This window comes from Caballeronia sp. J97 (genome assembly GCF_905220305.1).
Taxonomy (GTDB): Bacteria; Pseudomonadota; Gammaproteobacteria; order Burkholderiales; family Burkholderiaceae; genus Caballeronia.
The window spans coordinates 79477-93828 of record NZ_CAJMZL010000017.1; the positions used below are offsets into that span (position 1 = coordinate 79477).

The 14352-nt window shown below is 56.4% G+C and carries 16 protein-coding genes; 8 read left to right on the forward strand and 8 right to left on the reverse strand.

The genetic code is table 11. The features are described 5' to 3' along the window. Positions 1 to 486: 486 nt before the first annotated feature. The 8 genes from U4Y90_RS21450 to U4Y90_RS21485 all read left to right on the forward strand — a co-directional run bounded on the left by U4Y90_RS21450 (position 487) and on the right by U4Y90_RS21485 (position 7584). Positions 487 to 1806 (forward strand): MFS transporter, encoded by a 1320-nt coding sequence (locus U4Y90_RS21450; RefSeq protein WP_321797507.1) that lies wholly within the window; start codon positions 487 to 489, stop codon positions 1804 to 1806. Between the two features lie 244 nt (positions 1807 to 2050). Further along, a complete protein-coding gene (locus U4Y90_RS21455; RefSeq protein ID WP_321797509.1) occupies positions 2051 to 2521 on the forward strand; it encodes a VOC family protein in 471 nt (156 codons plus the stop codon). Between the two features lie 109 nt (positions 2522 to 2630). Continuing rightward, positions 2631 to 3446, forward strand: a complete 816-nt coding sequence (locus U4Y90_RS21460; RefSeq protein ID WP_321797511.1) for an SDR family NAD(P)-dependent oxidoreductase — start codon at positions 2631 to 2633, stop codon at positions 3444 to 3446. Positions 3447 to 3583: 137 nt separating this feature from the next. Continuing rightward, on the forward strand, positions 3584 to 4390 hold the full coding sequence (locus U4Y90_RS21465) for an SDR family oxidoreductase (RefSeq protein ID WP_321797513.1): 807 nt from the start codon (positions 3584 to 3586) through the stop codon (positions 4388 to 4390). 206 nt (positions 4391 to 4596) lie between these two features. Next, complete coding sequence (locus tag U4Y90_RS21470; RefSeq protein ID WP_321797514.1) at positions 4597 to 4887, forward strand: hypothetical protein; 291 nt, start codon at positions 4597 to 4599, stop codon at positions 4885 to 4887. Positions 4888 to 5143: 256 nt separating this feature from the next. After that, positions 5144 to 6211 carry a Gfo/Idh/MocA family oxidoreductase gene (locus U4Y90_RS21475; protein WP_321797515.1) on the forward strand — a complete coding sequence of 356 codons (1068 nt, stop codon included), beginning with the start codon at positions 5144 to 5146 and terminating at the stop codon, positions 6209 to 6211. A 32-nt stretch (positions 6212 to 6243) separates the two neighbouring features. Next, positions 6244 to 6693: a type II 3-dehydroquinate dehydratase gene (aroQ, locus tag U4Y90_RS21480; protein WP_321797517.1), complete on the forward strand. Its 450-nt coding sequence runs from the start codon at positions 6244 to 6246 to the stop codon at positions 6691 to 6693. A 60-nt stretch (positions 6694 to 6753) separates the two neighbouring features. Then, positions 6754 to 7584, forward strand: a complete 831-nt coding sequence (locus tag U4Y90_RS21485) for a transporter substrate-binding domain-containing protein (RefSeq protein WP_321797519.1) — start codon at positions 6754 to 6756, stop codon at positions 7582 to 7584. A gap of 318 nt (positions 7585 to 7902) precedes the next feature. Here U4Y90_RS21485 and U4Y90_RS21490 read toward each other — a convergent pair whose 3' ends face one another. The 8 genes from U4Y90_RS21490 to U4Y90_RS21525 form a co-directional block, all read right to left on the reverse strand. After that, positions 7903 to 8640 carry an SDR family NAD(P)-dependent oxidoreductase gene (locus tag U4Y90_RS21490; RefSeq protein ID WP_321797521.1) on the reverse strand — a complete coding sequence of 246 codons (738 nt, stop codon included), beginning with the start codon at positions 8638 to 8640 and terminating at the stop codon, positions 7903 to 7905. A 61-nt stretch (positions 8641 to 8701) separates the two neighbouring features. Then, positions 8702 to 9466 (reverse strand): amino acid ABC transporter ATP-binding protein, encoded by a 765-nt coding sequence (locus tag U4Y90_RS21495; RefSeq protein ID WP_321797523.1) that lies wholly within the window; start codon positions 9464 to 9466, stop codon positions 8702 to 8704. Positions 9467 to 9548: 82 nt separating this feature from the next. Then, positions 9549 to 10208 carry an amino acid ABC transporter permease gene (locus U4Y90_RS21500; protein ID WP_321797525.1) on the reverse strand — a complete coding sequence of 220 codons (660 nt, stop codon included), beginning with the start codon at positions 10206 to 10208 and terminating at the stop codon, positions 9549 to 9551. Between the two features lie 8 nt (positions 10209 to 10216). Then, positions 10217 to 10882, reverse strand: a complete 666-nt coding sequence (locus U4Y90_RS21505) for an amino acid ABC transporter permease (RefSeq protein ID WP_321797526.1) — start codon at positions 10880 to 10882, stop codon at positions 10217 to 10219. Positions 10883 to 11007: 125 nt separating this feature from the next. Further along, positions 11008 to 11670, reverse strand: a complete 663-nt coding sequence (locus U4Y90_RS21510) for an EthD domain-containing protein (RefSeq protein ID WP_321797527.1) — start codon at positions 11668 to 11670, stop codon at positions 11008 to 11010. Between the two features lie 215 nt (positions 11671 to 11885). Further along, positions 11886 to 12818, reverse strand: a complete 933-nt coding sequence (locus tag U4Y90_RS21515) for a LysR family transcriptional regulator (RefSeq protein ID WP_321797528.1) — start codon at positions 12816 to 12818, stop codon at positions 11886 to 11888. A 103-nt stretch (positions 12819 to 12921) separates the two neighbouring features. Continuing rightward, positions 12922 to 13206: a YciI family protein gene (locus U4Y90_RS21520; RefSeq protein WP_321797530.1), complete on the reverse strand. Its 285-nt coding sequence runs from the start codon at positions 13204 to 13206 to the stop codon at positions 12922 to 12924. Between the two features lie 75 nt (positions 13207 to 13281). Further along, entirely contained in the window at positions 13282 to 14253 is a 972-nt protein-coding gene (locus U4Y90_RS21525) for an amidohydrolase family protein (protein WP_321797532.1), read from the reverse strand. Positions 14254 to 14352 lie beyond the last annotated feature (99 nt).

Consider the following 14352-nt stretch of genomic DNA (forward strand, 5'->3'; position numbering starts at 1 on the left):
ATCTGAAACTCCGAAGGCTCCAGCCCCAGACGTTACTGCGTCTGGGGCTGCTTCGTTTGTGTCTGTCAATAAGGCGCTCGAACAAAGCGCCTGATTGATTTTATCTATTAATCCGGACAGCGGATCGCTCGCTTCTACCCGAACTTCTGCAAGATATCGAACCGACTCCGGAGCCGCTGTGCTCCGCCACGCTCGAATCGTAGATAACACGAAAAATAACGCGGGTTTTCCCTTATATTTTTTGGCCGTCACGGAGAAGTGATGGCAGTCCCTAATCCCGCCAGCGCGGTCGGTGCGGGAAGATTGAGAGGACGAAGAGATATTTCCGCTTGACGGAAGGGTAATTTCCGCCTGTACGCGTTTTTCTTCACTCAGCCCTCCCTTATCCTCGATTCATGGTCACCGACTCAATGAATCCACGAGAACGGGTAGGCCCATGATTCTAGAAACAGTGAAGGAGACATGATGTCCTTAGAGAAATCCACGATGAAGAAGGTGGGATGGCTCATCGTTCCATATTTGAGCCTGCTCTTCTTTGTTGCTTACATCGATCGCGTAAATGTTGGATTCGCATCCCTGCGAATGAACATCGATCTTGGTTTTTCCAATACCGCTTTTGGCTTCGGCGCGGGGATGTTCTTCCTCGGCTACTTCCTCTTCGAAATCCCGAGCAACATGTTGCTGACGCGCCTTGGCGTACGCGGCACGCTTGCACGCATTATGGTGATCTGGGGTTTCTTGGCTGCTGGCCTGGCATTTGTCCGAACCCCGACTGAGTTTTACATCCTCCGCTTTCTCATCGGCTCGGCAGAAGCGGGGTTCACCCCCGCCATCATGTACTACTTTTCAAAGTGGCTGCCGGGTTCGTACCGTGCTCGAACCATCGCGCTGTTCATGATGATGATGCCGGCCTCGTCGGTCATCGGGGCGCCCCTGTCGACGTGGCTGATGGGCATCACGGATGGCCATCTCGGATTCCACGGCTGGCAGTGGATGTTCGTCTTGGAAGGCTTGCCCTCCGTGCTGCTCGGCTTCGTCACCTATCTGTATCTTCCCGAAACGCCTGCGCACGCCAAGTGGCTCTCCGCTGAACAGAAAGACTGGCTCGTGTCGACGTTGGCACTGGAAGGAAAATCCGCGCCGGTTCACCACGCTGGCATGTGGAAGGCCATTCTGACGCGCCGGACCGCCAAGCTGATTCTGATTCAAGGTGGCGTTGTGTTCGGTCTGTACGGTGTCGGATTCTGGATCGCGCAGATTATCAAGAGTCTTGGTCATAGCGATCAGATGACGGGCGTCATTGCTGCCATCCCTTACTTCGCAGCGTGCGTGTTCATGGTTTTCTGGGGACGGCATTCGGATCGCACCGGAGAGCGCTTCTGGCACGTCGTGATCCCGGCATGGATCGCAGCGGCAGGCTTCGTGGTTGCCTATTTCACGGTACATTCGCCGGTGCTCGTCTTGGTCGCCCTCACCTTCTGTATGGCAGGGATCTTCGGCGCACTCCCGGGCTATTGGACGCTTCCGCCGATGGTCTTTTCCAGTGCCACGCTGGCAGTCGGGATCGCAGCGGTCAACTCGTGCGCCAACCTGACGGGTTACGCTGCGCCGGCTGCGATTGGCGTCTTGAAGGATCTGACGGGCAACTTTGCCAACGGCATGCTGCTGATGGGCTTGGCTTGCTTCCTGGGTGGTGTCGGCGCCCTGTGGCTGCGCAGAGAGCTGCGCATGCGAGGTGGTTCCGCTAACACCGCAGGCGAAACCTTCGCGCCTCATGCGGAACCCGAGCTCGTCGCGAAACATTAATCGCACGTCAGCTAAGACAGCAGGACGCCGGACAGGGGCATGAAGCAAAAAATTAGTGTCCCTGTCCCAGCGATCGCAGATTGCCGCTCGCCGGTTTGATGCCGCACGCGGAGGCCCTCGACCTTCTGGCCGGATCTCATGGCCCCAGACGATCTGATGTGGTAAAGCTGCGCACGCGATCCGCTCTTCCCCCGTCTCCTCGTGGGCGCGTCGATTTCGGACCTTAATCAACCTCGGATCTATTATGAATTCTGAAACGCTGACCGAATCCCTTGTGGACAGTATCAACCACACTAGTTTTACCGTCACCGACCTGGACCGGGTTCTCGGCTTTCTTTGTGACGGTCTCGGTCTACGACTGCTTGACCGCAGTCCTCGTGATCCGAAGACCATGCAACTGATTGTCGGTGTCAAAGGTGTTGAGAACGAGACCGCCTTCGTACAGGCACCCGGACATCGGATCGAACTCATCAGGTACTTCAAGCCTGACGACCTCAAAATTTATGTGCTTCGCCCTTGCGACACCGGTTCCTCGCACCTCGCGTTCAACGTGAAGGACATCGATGCCACCGTAGCTCGAGCGGCCGAATACCGGTTTAAGACGGTACACGAGCCGCTTCCGGTCAGCGCCGGACCGAACGTGGGCTTCTTCTGCGCATACCTTCGTGACCCGGATGGTCTTACATTCGAGGTCATCGGACCGCGCCTCAAGTAACACGTCGGGATCGTCAACATGTCGCTCGCCTGAGTGCTTCAGACGGGCTACCCACACGGACGATCAATAGGTCCGTCACAAATTACATCACATCACAGCACAAGTCACCATGGCCGAACGATTGAAAGACCGAGTTGCAATTGTCGCTGGCGCGGGTGCCATCGGCGAAGGAATGAGCAATGGCCGTGCAGCGGCCTTGACCTATGCTCGCGAGGGCGCGAAGGTTTTGGCGGTCGACCGTGACCTCGATTCCGTGAAGGAAACCCAACGGCAGATCCGCGAGGAAGGCGGCATCTGTGAGATTTTCATCGGCGACCTCACGAATTCCAAGGCAGCAAGCGAGATGGTGGAAGTCGCCCTCCGCTCGCTCGGTGGCACTATCGACATCCTTCACAACAACATCGGCATCCTAGCAAAAGGCGGTGTCGTCGAACATTCTGAGGAAGACTGGGACCGGGTTGTCACCGTCAATTTGAAGACGATGTTTCTGGCTTCCAAGTACGTGATTCCGGTGATGGAAAAGCAGAAGCGTGGCGTCATCACCAACATCGGCTCGATGGCCGGCATGCGATTCACGGGTCTTCCGTTTCTCGCCTATGCCACGACCAAAGGCGCGGTCCCTGCATTCACACGCACTATCGCAATGGAGTACGCGAAGTCCGGTATCCGAGCCAACTCCGTGCATCCTGGCGTCGTTGACACGCCAATGCAGCGTGCGACGACCGATTCGGGGTACGGTGCAGTGTTCGGAAACGTCAATGCAGACGAGCTTCGTAAGAAGCGGGAAGCAACGATCCCGCTCGGACGTTATGCAACGCCCTTCGATATCGCAAACGCGGCGTTGTTCCTCGCATCCGACGAAGCGTCCTACATCACCGGGGTAGATCTTGTGGTCGACGGTGGCTTCATCTGTCGAGCGGGCTGAGCGTCTGACGGGGCATGGTCTAAATATTCTCGCCACCTGCTACCTACGAGGTCGCATACGTTCCTGAGGGAGTATTGGCGTAATGAACAGATGGCGCGGTGCAGCTACCGCGCCATTTCTTTTTGAGGATGTGAACGATGTTATTCGGGAAAACAGCATTGATCACCGGAGGCGGCGGTGGCCTTGGGATTGGCATCGCGAAGGTTCTCGCTGAGCAGGGTGCGCGCATCGTCGTACTCGATATGACCGCCGAGGCCTGCCAGCACGCATGTGATGCCCTTCTCGCCGAGGGACTCGATCCATCCGACGGCGTGCAAATCGATGTCTCGTCAGCAGACTCCGTTGCACGGGCGTTTGTCGAGGTTGACCGTCTGGTCGATCGCATTGACATCCTCGTCAACTGCGCCGGAGTGCGGGAAGTAAGCAGCGTCTTTGAGCTGTCAGCGGCTGAATGGGATCGAGTCATCGCGATCAACCTGAGCGGTCCGTTCTACTGCGCGCGCGAAGCAGCGCTGCGCATGCGCGAGAGCAGAGGCGGAAGCATCGTCAACATTTCTTCGGTCGCCGCCATGCTGGGCATGCCCCATCGACCTGCCTATAATGCGAGCAAAGCAGGACTGATGGGTCTGACAAGGAATCTCGCCAAAGATCTCGCTCCGTGGAAGATACGTGTGAACGCCGTGGCGCCTGGCCTGTTGCGCACGCCGCTCACGGAACCCTACTTCGATGACCCCGCCTTCGAAAGAGGACTCGATCATGTGGTGCCGCTGGGTAAAGGAGGCACCCCTCGTGACGTGGGACAGGCCGTGCTCTACCTGTCGTCTCCGATGGCTGAATTTGTGACCGGCATCATGCTTCCGGTCGATGGTGGCTGGAGTTCAGAGAAGGGCTATACGGTTGGAGACGGGCCCAGCCCGTACACATCGTCCACTTCAAGCACTTGAATCGCCAGAGCCGGCCAACCGCCAACGGGTCCGCGCGCGGCGGTTGCCCCAAGCGCGCGATATTTCCGCTTACTGGAAGGGTAATTTCCACGCGTCAGCGTTTTTCATCACACGGCCCTCACTTATGCTGAATCATGGTCACCGACTCATTGGCATCAACGAGAAGGACGGGACCAATAATACTTAGATAGAGTGAAGGAGACGTGATGTCATCGAAACAATCCACCATGGAGAAGGTGGGTTGGCTCGCCGTTCCATATTTGAGCCTGCTCTTCTTCCTCGCGTGCGCCCCTCTTGTGAACATCAGTTTCGCAACCGTTGGGGTCTGCACTGTTCTCGGCTGCGTCAATGGCGTCTTCGGTCTCATCGCAGGGATGCTTTTCCTCAGCCACAGCCTCTTCGAGTTTCCGCACCACGTGGCGCGCAGGCGCCACCGTCAATGCCGGGACGCCTTTGCCGCATTGCTTCCCTCCCTCTGCCAAGCAGAGAGCAGGTAAGAGCCCGGCCATCGGGCCACTTGCTCTTGACTAATTTGTGCTAGGTCACCGAGTCGCGGCGTAGGGATCGACGCTTGCCAAACCGAAAGATATTGCTTGGGTTGTTGATTTTCGAAGCTCCGCGAAGCGATCGCTGTTTGTTCTTCGTGTGCAATCCGACATCGCAGCCAATGCTCCACCGCCCGTTTGCGTCGCGGCTCGTCGGTGCAAGCCAACCGCGAACGGATTGATTTGCAGTCTCATAAGGACACTGTTCATGGGTACCGCTTCTCCTCGTATTGCAGTCGCCGGCGGAGGTCTCATCGGCAAGCGCCATATCGCCGTGATCTCACAGTTGCGCGCCGGAAAACTCGCTGCGATAGTCGATCCGTCGCCGTCATCCTCAGAGCTTGCGCAGCGCTACGACGTTCCACATTATCCGTCGCTGTCCGAGCTGATCGCCAAAGACCGACCAGACGGTATTGTCCTCGCAACGCCCAATGGGCTGCACCTGGCTCATGCAATGGAGTGCATTGCAGCGGGCATTCCGACCCTCGTCGAGAAGCCCATCGCGCATTCGGTCGAGGCGGGACTAGAGCTGTGTGCAGCCGCCAGCGCGCGGGGCGTTCCAATTCTCGTTGGACACAATCGGCGACACAGTTCGGTGATGGCGAAAGCCGTTGAGATCGTTCAAAGCGGAATCCTCGGGAAAATTGTCGCTGTGCAAGCCTCGACACTCTTCTACAAGGCTGAAAACGAAGGATACTTCGACGGCGAATTTGGGTGGAGACGCCTGCCAGGTGGTGGTCCGATGTTGCTGAACCTCATCCATGAAATCGGTAATCTGCGATCGTTGTGCGGAGAAATCGATGCGGTTCAGGCCTTCTCTTCCAATGCCACCCGGAAGTTTGTCGTAGAGGACACCGCCTCCATCACGCTGCGTTTCACCAGCGGTGCCCTTGGCACGCTGCTTTTATCCGACTGCGCTGCGTCCTGCCAGAACTGGGAGCACACCTCGGGCGAGGATCCGCGTTACGACGTCGCGCACGTTGATGACGAAAATTGCTATCACGTCGCGGGCACAATGGGTTCGCTGTCACTTCCCACGATGCGCCTTAGCCGGTACACCAGCAAGGCCGACCAGTCCTGGCACAAACCGTTGCTCAGAGAACAAGTCCCTCTGGACGTGCTCGATCCGTTAGTGGGCCAGATGGAACATTTCGTCGATGTCATCAAAGGCGAGGCCGAACCGAAAGTCTCAGCCCATGACGGTTTGCAAAATGTGCGGATCGTGGAGGCCATCATCGAGTCGGCCCGATCCGGCAAAACGGTCGCCATTCGCTAGTTCATCCACCTTTTTTCTAGGAGCAAAAGTGCATGAAGACTTTTCTAATGCTGCATGGCGTTAATCACAACATGTTCGGCAAACGCGAGCCGAAGTATTACGGGACCATCACGCTTGATCAGATCAACGACGCGGTCACAACTCTGGCGACAGAGCTTGGTGTCCAAGTGCGCTCGTTCCAGTCCAACAGTGAAGGCGCCATGGTGGAACGCATTCATCACGGCTTTTCCGAGGGCGTGGACGGAGTGGTAATCAACGCAGGCGCCTGGACGCACTATAGCTACGGCATCCGCGATGCCTTGGCCATCCTCACGTGTCCCGTTGTAGAAGTACACATGTCCAACAACCATACCCGTGAGCCTTTCAGGCACGAATCGGTCATCTCTGAGATTGCCCGCGGCTACATTGCTGGCTTCGGTGTCGATAGTTACTTGCTTGGTTTGCGGGCCGCTGTGTCTGCAGCCGCCTCGGCTGCGAAGTAACAATTCTGCACTCTACAGGGGCGAAAACCCCGAGACAACCATTGCTCTACAGGAGGAGACATGAAGCATCCCAACCGCTTAATCAGCAAAATAGTCGCGACCGCTGCCACAGCGATTCTGTTCGGCGTTGCGACCTTCGCACACGCCGATGTGCTGGAAAACATCAAGCAGCGTGGAAAGATCATTGTCGCGACACAAGCGGCTTCACCCTACTTCGCCTTTATGGATTCGCAAGGTAAGTTCAAAGGCAGCGACGTGGAGGTAGCCGAGGCCTACGCGAAATCGCTCGGGGTTGGAATCGAATTCATTCCAACAACCAATGACAGCCGAATCGCGGCGATTCAGACGGGCAAGGCGGACATCATCTTCGGCGCGCTCACGCTCACCGCAGAGCGAGCCAAAGCGGTCCAGTTTTCGCGTCCCTACGAGCCCAATCTCAATATCGTCGCGGGTCCGCCGGACAAGGCAATGCCCGATTACAAGTCGATCAAGTCGATCGGGTTTTCCAAGGGCTCAACCATGGACGTCTTGATCACCGCCCAAGCACCTCCGGGGCTGGTCATCAGGCGCTTTGACGATGAGGCGTCCACCATGCAAGCCTACCTGTCGGGCCAGGTCGATGCGGTTGGATGCAGCACTCCTCTGCTCGATACGATAAACAAAGCGCGGCCCGGCTCCGCTCAGATGAAGTTCGTGGTCGCGACCTTGTACATCGGCGCGGGAATGAAGAAGGGCGAGAAGGCGTTGAACGAGTCCGTTAACGCATTTATTGAGAAGGCCGAGGCCGATGGCACGTTGGCCAAGATCTACAAAAAGTGGTCGGGCTTGGACATGGCACCGTTGGCAAAGAAAGTTGACGGGGTTCCCTTCACCGTTGTCGACTCGAATTGAAGCACTGTAAGACGCGTCATCTCGCGTGACCAAGAGGGACGGACGATTTCGCTTGATGCCAAAGCGAGCGCTCCGTTCCTCACTCACTCGTCCCGCACGATATCTCAAAGCCCGGTCAAATCTGCGTCCCGATGGCGCGACGGACATGCATCAGGTTCGAACCTATAAGAGAGGGTGACGCTCCTGCGATCGATCGTAGGCCAGCTGGCAGGAGCGCTCAATTATCAGCGGCCGCTGCCGAACCTGCGCTGAGGCTATAGCGTTGGTGCATTTGCCGGTGAAGGGCAAGCCGCACATGCAGCGCAAGGACGTGCGGCGTTAGTAGGTCGCTCGACCGCCCGACACGTCAAAGGTAAAGCCGGTCGTGAAGCTGCAGCGCTCGCTTGCTGCCCAAACGGTCATTTCGGCTACCTCGGAGATTTGAACGCAGCGGTTCATTGGAATCTTGGCTTTTCCTGCCGCGATATGCTCAGGCGTCATTTGCGCGAAAAGCTCCGTCTCCGTAAGAGCTGGAGCAATAGCGTTCACGAGAATATTGTCACCAGCAAGTTCACGGGCGACAGACTTTGTCAACGCCACGACGCCCGCCTTCGCCGATGCATATGCTGCAATTCCAGCATTGCCCTCTTTGGCGGCCATCGACGCAATGTTCACGATACGGCCATATCCATTCGCTTTCATTAAGGGAACAATGGCTTTGGTGCAGTAAAACACGCTCGTGAGATCGATCTTTAACACCCGTTCCCACTCCGCGATATCGTAGTCCTCGACGGAACCTACCTTTCCGTTGATGCCAGCATTATTGATAAGAATATCGACACGACCTTTCTTCGCGTAGACCTCATTCGCGGCACGAAGGACAGCGGAATAATCGGTGACGTCGACGTGTCGCTGCGTATGACACGTCGATCCTGTAGAAGTCGTCTGGTCGTCGAACGCCAAGTCCCACACGGTCACATCGGCCCCCTCGGCTGACAAGGACTCTGCAATGCCCGCGCCGATGCCGCGTCCGCCGCCAGTTACAATAGCAACTCTACCCTTGATGCCTAGTTCCATGCTTCTTCGCCTCTTTTTGGTGGATCTAGATTCAGCTTGCTCGCGGCGGACGCTGGCGTCTTTAGTGATGCGCCAAGACTTCCCCTAGAAAAGCTTTTGCTCGGGGGTGCTGAGGCGCCTGAAAAAATACGTTGGGAGGCGCTTGCTCGAGGATTTCCCCATCGGCCATGAACACGACGCGGTCCGCTACCTGGCGGGCGAAGCCCATTTCGTGAGTGACACAAAGCATCGTCATGCCGTCGCGGGCGAGACCAATCATCGTGTCGAGAACCTCCTTCACCATTTCGGGATCCAAGGCACTGGTCGGCTCGTCAAACAGCATGATTTTTGGCTCCATACAGAGCGCACGAGCGATCGCCACGCGTTGTTGTTGGCCGCCGGAAAGCTGCGCCGGATATTTATCCGCTTGTTCGATAATTCGAACGCGCTGAAGGTACTTCCGAGCCGTTTCCTCAGCTTGAGCGCGTTTTGCGCCCAAGACCTTCATGGGAGCTAGCGCACAATTCTGGAGGACCGTCATATGCGGGAACAGATTGAAGCTTTGAAACACCATGCCGACATCCCGGCGCACGGCGTCAATCGTCTTTGAACTGTCGTCGAGGCCAATGCCCGTGACCGTCAACGTTCCCTTTTCGAACTTCTCAAGATGATTGATACATCGAATGAGCGTTGACTTGCCAGACCCCGAAGGTCCGCAAATGACGATCTTCTCTCCCTTCGTTACAGACAGATTAATGTCCTTGAGCACGTGAAAGTTTCCGTACCACTTATTCACGTTACAAATTTCAATCAGCTTCGCTCCTTCTGAACCAGGCGCGGTTGCCATTGTCGTTCCTCCACCATCAAGCGCAGTAACCATACGTCGTGTATGTCCAGGTTGTTTGACCAAAGTAAGATGTGGCTACCTGTTAGCGTGGACCAGCGGTCCCAACTGCAAGGCGTCGCTCAAGCCGCGACCCATAGTGAGACAGCGGCCAGCAGACGGCGAAGAAAAGGCATCCGACAATCCCGAATACCAAAATCGGCTGAAAGGTCTGGTTTGAAATAATCTGGCCTGCGCGTGCCAATTCAATGAATCCCACGATAGCGGCAAGAGACGTCCCCTTCAGCAATTGCACGGCAAAGCCAATCGTTGCCGGGAGCGATATCTTCAACGCTTGCGGCAGGATGACATGCCGAATTCGAGATATATAAGGAATTCCAAGGGCCTGTGCCGCTTCTGTTTGGCCTTTCGGTAATGCCTGAATTGAACCTCGCCAGATATCCCCAAGAAACGCGCTTGCATGTGCCGTAAAGGCGAAGGTAACCGCCAACCAAGGTTCAATATTGATTTGGAGCAGCGCGACGCCGTAATACACAACGAAAAGCTGCATCAGGAGAGGTGTCCCCTGAAACAGGGCGATGTAGGCCGAGGTTATAACACGCAGGGCGTGCCATTTCGATGTCCGTGCAAGTGCAACCAGCAATCCTACGACGCCGCCGCCAACAAAACTGATTGCCGTCAACAGTAACGTCCATTTCAAACCCATGAGCAGGAATATAAAGGCGTGATAGCCGAACGGTTCCATACAGACCTCTATTTTGTCGGGTAGCTAAAGGCGGTTCTGCTGATCGTGACAAACAACGTCATAAGCAACCAAGAGATCAATAGATACAGCATGGTAAGCGTGAGATATACCTCAAACGATTTGAACGTCTGAGAGTCAATGTGCTGGCCGACAGAAGTTAGTTCATGGGCGGAAATCGAGGAACACACCGAGGACGTCAACGTCAGGAGAATGAACTGACTGGTCAGCGCCGGGTAGATCGCCCGTAACGCAGGTTTCAGCACCACGCAGCGGAAGATCTGCTGACGACTCAGCCCGAGCGCAGCCCCTGCTTCGATTTGCCCATGTGCAACGGACTGCACACCACCACGGATGATCTCGATCGAGTACGCCCCCCCATTAACCCCCAACGCGATAATCGCGGTCGCGGTCGGATTCAGCATAATTCCGAAATATGGAAGCGCGAAATAGAGAAAGAAGATCTGGACCAAGAACGGAGTGTTACGAATTGCCTCCACAAAGGACGTCGCCATGACGCGAGCGACTCGATTCGATGATCTTTTCGCGGCGACGCCTACTAGACCGATGATCAAGGCGAGCGCCATGCCTGCCAAAGCCAATCCTAAGGTTGCGGCACAGCCTTCCAATAACTCTGGCAAATATTTCAGCACCAAAGAAAAATCGAAGGTATACATTTTTGACTCCTCCACCAGTCTCTTCGGATACGATTTTTCGACTGTTATTTTATTGTTTGGCTTATACGCGCGGGCGCGTTAGCGGGCCAACGACGCACTTGCTACTGACATCCTTCCACTAACGTTCAATAGAAAGTGCGTGGGTGCGAGATCACGGGGAAAGCATTTTCCCGCTCAATTGCTGCAGGCCAATCTTCCTCGATCAAAGAGAACACAGCCTTCGCGGACGTGTCGGTGGTCACACCATATTCGATGACGACATCAAAATGCGGGGTCGGTCCGCGACTCTCGATCGTGTGATAGTGAGTGCAAAGCGGAATAAGCTCCGCGTTGTCCCGGATGAACGCCTCTTCCCATTCGCGCAACGCGTCTTCGCTGCCGTGACCGTTGCGATCTTTGAATGACGCAAAAATCATCAGCTTGACCGGCGTCTTGGCGCCAGCTTTGATCGGCGCCACGTCCGTGAACAAGGTGACACCTTTATCGGCGTCGAGAAAATGCTCCTCATCAGGACGAACGAGGGAGGCGTATAAAGGATCCTGTTGGAATCCCTTCTGAATAACGCTGGGGTCTTTCTGCAGCATTTGTGGGCCGCCGTCGAATCGAAGGCTTTCGGTCGCCCCATCGGTCAGCGCCTCAAAATGGTTCTGCGTATAGCTAACGTTGTAATTCCGCAGCCCCGCGCTCAATAGCACTTCGACGTGTTTCGTGCTCCAGTAGTCCGAAAACTGCTGGTGCGTTAGGTCGCTTCGACGCTTTAACAATACGAACCTGGTCACATCTTCCATCGCCGTTCCCTAAGTATATCGGCACTCGGGCGCCGAGACTCGTTCACACAGGGGCCAGTCGGGCGGCTAATGCCGCTCAGCTGCCCTCCAAAATCTCTGTAGCTGCGATCTAACGTTTTTTGACTATTGCTGTACTCAGGTGCCGTCACCCTCCACGAAAAACCCGACCTTGATGGCGCTCCGGATGGCGACTGCGAAGTGCGGCTAGCGAGCGATCAACAGGGCTGGATGTAGCTCCACTTGTGTTCAAGTTGCAGCGTTTCGAATCGCTCGATCAGGAAGTCCGTGAACACTCTGATTTTGGCGGGCAGGTGCCGTCGGCTTTGGTAGGCGATGTTGATCGTGAGTGCGGGTAGAACCCAATCCGTGAGGACCGGGCGCAGACGCCCGGCGACAATCTCGTCGTAGATGATGTAGAGCGGTTGAACAACGATCCCGTGGCCCGCCAGTCCGGCCGCGACAATGACCTGCCCTTCATTGGATTCCAAGGTGCTAACTACATCGATATCGACATGCTCGTCGCCTTTACTCATATGCAAGACGTGGGCATCCTTGGCCAGGTTATAGACAAGGAGCTGATGCGAACTCAAATCCCTCGGATGTCTCGGCATGCCGTGCTTCTCCAGGTACGCTGGCGAGGCCGCGAGGACACGGCGCGTATGTGCGAGCTTTCGGATTGTGATGCTGGAGTCGTTCTCATATTCGCGGGTGCGAATCGCCACATCGATACCCGCGTCAATGAAGTCGAGGTACCGGTTCGCCGCCGTAATCTGCACGCTCAGCTCGGGGTAACGCCGTTTGAGCTCCGGGAGCGCGGGAGCGATGTGCATCATGGCGAACGACACCGAACTGGTGACGTGCAGCACGCCGGTGGGCTGAAGCGTCAACTCGCGGGCGGCGGCTTCGGCTTCGGCCATCTCGCCCAGCATTGCTGTGCAACGCTGATAGAAAGCCTGCCCGACTTCGGTTAGCCACAACCGACGCGTGGTGCGTTCGACCAGACGCGCACCCAGACGCTGTTCCAGCGCACCGAGCGTTCTGCTTGCCGCGGCATTGGACATGTCGAGCTTTTCCGCGGCCTTGGACATGCTGCCTTCATCGGCGACCTGTACAAAAAACTCGATCTGCGACCATCTATCTGTAGTCACGATGTCTCACCCATTGCTGTCGCCATAGCCGAACGCGCTGGAACGCTGCAACGTACGGCTTCTGTCCTTCCATCAGTACTGCATGCCGGTAACGCGTAGGCCACTACCGATTGTCGATTCGCTTGAGGAAGGGACGAATCTCGATGGATTTCCAGACCTCCGCCTTGTTGAGCGGATCACTTTTCAGAAATCCGTCAAGCTCCTCGCGCGTTGCGTCCTCGTACAGGAAGAAGCTTCCGACAATGGTTTGCGCGTCATCTTCGACGAGCGGGCCGGCGACGAGCAGCTTCCCCGGCGCGCTTTGGAGGTGTGTGCGATGGTCTGCCTGATTGGCCTGTCTGCGATCGCCCACATTCGGGTTGTCCAGGCAATGAACTACGTGGTGCATGATTGGCTTCCGTTGACTCGCATTTAACGTCGGAGAGGCGCGTTGAATTGCGCCCTCTCCCCTTTCATCGGTTCGTCACTTCAGGCCGAACAGGCGGGCCGCATTTTCGCGCCCGATCTTGCGGCGATCGTTGTCGCTGATTTCGCAGTGGTCGAACCAACGCGCGGCGTCTTCGTGCCTCTCAAACGGATAGTCGACGGAGTACATGATCCGGTCGCTACCGATCTCAAGCATGGTCGAGAGCAGGGTCGGAGTGCGGAAGTTGCCGCTGGTCGTGATGTAGACGTTTTCGCGCAAGTAGTCGCCAATTTGACGTTCGGCAGGCATACCGCGACGGCCCTTGCGAAGAATGTGATCAATGCGCCAGATGTTGAACGGAATGCCTTCGCCGAAGTGTCCGAGGATCATTTGAAGCTGCGGATGACGATCGAACATTCCACTGGACAGCAGACGAAGCGCGTGCATGCTCGTTTCCGCCGCGAACGCCCACGTGGGACCCGTGAGCCAGTGACGTCCTTCATAGATCGGCTCGCGCGAGAGCAGCGGATCGCGAGGGTGCATGTAGAACGGCTTGTTCAGCTTAGCCGCGTGCGCCCAGAAATCAGTGAACTGCGGGTCATCGTAATAGACCACCGTTTCGGGATCGCCAACTTGCGAGAACCCATTCACGAGAAAACCGTGGAAGCCAAGCTGCGTGACACATCGCTCCAGTTCCTTAGCCGCAGCTTCGGGATCTTGCATCGGGAGCGCCGCGAATCCGCCAAATCGCGTCGGATGGCGCTGAATCTGTTCGGCCAGCACATCGTTCGCCCGCTTGGCAACCTCGATGGCGCGTTGCGTGTCCGGGATGCCCTGCACTGCAGGCGAATTCAGCGACAGGATCGAGTAGCGAGTGCCGAACTCGTCCATCTTCTCCAGTCGTTGCTGCTCGAAGTCGAGCAAATTGGACTTCAAGCCCTCCCAGACTTCCGGGCGTGCATAGACCTGGGAGTCGGCAATGGTCAGGTCAATGGCGAAATGCTCTTCCAGTGCGATCTTGTCTTTCATGGCATCCGTTGCTCAGGTGACGACGCGTCCAGGGGTGCTGGCGCCTCGGAAATTACTTGAAAAATCATCTATTACGAGTCGAGTATATGCTTGATTTTT

Excerpts from the sequence above, each read along its gene's own strand:
- U4Y90_RS21450 (WP_321797507.1), top strand. The coding sequence starts at position 487 with ATGAAGAAGGTGGGATGGCTCATCGTTCCATATTTGAGCCTGCTCTTC.
- U4Y90_RS21455 (WP_321797509.1), top strand. The coding sequence starts at position 2,051 with ATGAATTCTGAAACGCTGACCGAATCCCTTGTGGACAGTATCAACCAC.
- U4Y90_RS21460 (WP_321797511.1), top strand. The coding sequence starts at position 2,631 with ATGGCCGAACGATTGAAAGACCGAGTTGCAATTGTCGCTGGCGCGGGT.
- U4Y90_RS21465 (WP_321797513.1), top strand. The coding sequence starts at position 3,584 with ATGTTATTCGGGAAAACAGCATTGATCACCGGAGGCGGCGGTGGCCTT.
- U4Y90_RS21470 (WP_321797514.1), top strand. The coding sequence starts at position 4,597 with ATGTCATCGAAACAATCCACCATGGAGAAGGTGGGTTGGCTCGCCGTT.
- U4Y90_RS21475 (WP_321797515.1), top strand. The coding sequence starts at position 5,144 with ATGGGTACCGCTTCTCCTCGTATTGCAGTCGCCGGCGGAGGTCTCATC.
- aroQ (WP_321797517.1), top strand. The coding sequence starts at position 6,244 with ATGAAGACTTTTCTAATGCTGCATGGCGTTAATCACAACATGTTCGGC.
- U4Y90_RS21485 (WP_321797519.1), top strand. The coding sequence starts at position 6,754 with ATGAAGCATCCCAACCGCTTAATCAGCAAAATAGTCGCGACCGCTGCC.
- U4Y90_RS21490 (WP_321797521.1), bottom strand. The coding sequence starts at position 8,640 with ATGGAACTAGGCATCAAGGGTAGAGTTGCTATTGTAACTGGCGGCGGA.
- U4Y90_RS21495 (WP_321797523.1), bottom strand. The coding sequence starts at position 9,466 with ATGGCAACCGCGCCTGGTTCAGAAGGAGCGAAGCTGATTGAAATTTGT.
- U4Y90_RS21500 (WP_321797525.1), bottom strand. The coding sequence starts at position 10,208 with ATGGAACCGTTCGGCTATCACGCCTTTATATTCCTGCTCATGGGTTTG.
- U4Y90_RS21505 (WP_321797526.1), bottom strand. The coding sequence starts at position 10,882 with ATGTATACCTTCGATTTTTCTTTGGTGCTGAAATATTTGCCAGAGTTA.
- U4Y90_RS21510 (WP_321797527.1), bottom strand. The coding sequence starts at position 11,670 with ATGGAAGATGTGACCAGGTTCGTATTGTTAAAGCGTCGAAGCGACCTA.
- U4Y90_RS21520 (WP_321797530.1), bottom strand. The coding sequence starts at position 13,206 with ATGCACCACGTAGTTCATTGCCTGGACAACCCGAATGTGGGCGATCGC.
- U4Y90_RS21525 (WP_321797532.1), bottom strand. The coding sequence starts at position 14,253 with ATGAAAGACAAGATCGCACTGGAAGAGCATTTCGCCATTGACCTGACC.